The sequence below is a fragment of the Nostoc sp. 'Peltigera membranacea cyanobiont' 213 genome (genome assembly GCF_002245975.1).
In the GTDB taxonomy this organism is placed as follows: domain Bacteria; phylum Cyanobacteriota; class Cyanobacteriia; order Cyanobacteriales; family Nostocaceae; genus Nostoc.
Genome location: NZ_NOLI01000350.1, coordinates 1 through 1600, shown reverse-complemented (window position 1 = coordinate 1600; position 1600 = coordinate 1). Strand labels below are relative to the sequence as shown.

Below are 1600 nucleotides of genomic sequence, written 5' to 3'. Positions count from 1 at the left end.
GTAAGGGACTTCCAAAGAATAAATTATTCCAAGAAAAACAAGAAACAGGTTTTCTCAAGAATGATAATCATTTTAAGGGGGGAGAAAAGGTGTTGCCGAGGGCAACACCTTTTCTCCCCCTCATCTATGCATGAAGAATCTATACACTTCTCATCTATTTTGAAGTTAAACAGTGTAGGATTAGTATGTTTTGTAGCTAAATAAATGCTGTTATTAAAATCAAATAACTTTTGTTTTACTACAACAAATATCAATAAACCAATTACCTAAATTTGGGAAAAGTTCATGGGTAGAATCGGTTAGCCGCTCAATCTGTTTTTCAATTTGAGCCATAGCTTTTTTTGTAAGCTTGACCCCATTCTCATAAGTTTTGTGTACTAACTTAACGACTGGATGTTTCCCGTTCCATGTCATAGTGCTGGCAAAATTTAGAGCCGTTTCTAGTTCATTTAAAATGCTACCATTCCAGTGATTTTCTAGTACTGCCCACGTCCTTTCTATTGGGTTATATTTACTATGATAGGGCGGATAATAAGCTAAACGTATATTTACTTGATGTTTTTGAGCAAACTCTACTATACGTTTCATAAATTGAGTACGCCGTGAGCTATTCTGTGGACCATTATCTTGATTGAGAAGTAAGGTTTGAATATCGGAAAAACGATGCTTTTGTTCTAACCAAAAATCTTCTAAAATATCAACAATAAAATCGCTTGTAACTTTCGATTCTGTAAAGTACAAAAATAGCTCATCAAGCTCTGGAAGAAAGATACCATAAGGAGTTACAGTTGTTTTTGGATTATAATCATGGTCATCAGCTTTCGCTCCGTCCCGGCTTTTACCCCCTCGATCAAATGAGCCAATCTTAACGCGGGCTTTTCCGTCCATACTTAGACGTAAAACACTCTTATCTTCCGAAGCATCAATATTAACTATGTCTAATTGCTCAAAGATTGCATCGGTTTGCGGAATTTTTTTTGAGGTTGAACTTTCTTTACCCTTCTGAGCTTGTAACCTAAATTATTTAATTTTACTCGGATTGTTTCTGACGTATGTAACTTTTCATCACTATAACCATACTTTTCTATTAGTTGCTTTCTGACTTCGGCAGCACTGAGTCTGGTATATAGTCTTTGACTTTTAAAACTAGGGTCAGTTTGGCTTTGCGAATCCACTATATTTTTTATATCTTCTAAAAGATTTGGCAAGTGTTCTTCTGCTTTATAACGCCCTTTGCCACTCATGTTATCAACACAAGTAATACCACTTTCTAATTCTCTCCTTCCTTTCCTAATAGGATCTCGATTCCATCCTAATTCTGATTGTGCAAGCCTTTGCCCTCCCAAACCTAAGCCCTGAACTGTCTGTGCCATAAATTTACGCTTTGCTGCACCTTTTAATTGAAATGCAGTTTCAATCAACAACTTTTTGAGAGAATCAGTTAATACTATGGCCATTAGTTACCACACTGAAAAACAAGCGTCATTATTTAAATTACTACAAAAGGGGGGTGAAAGGGCTGCCGACGGCAGCCCCTTCACCCCCCTTTAAAATGATTATCATTATTGTTGGTGGAATAGTTTATTTTATGGAAGTCCCT

1 pseudogene is annotated in these 1600 nt (G+C 36.3%); it reads right to left on the bottom strand.

Annotation, left to right across the window (positions count from 1 at the left end):
• Positions 1–219: 219 nt before the first annotated feature.
• Positions 220–1244: pseudogene (locus CDG77_RS34845) on the bottom strand (ISAzo13 family transposase).
• Between the last annotated feature and the right edge of the window lie 356 nt (positions 1245–1600).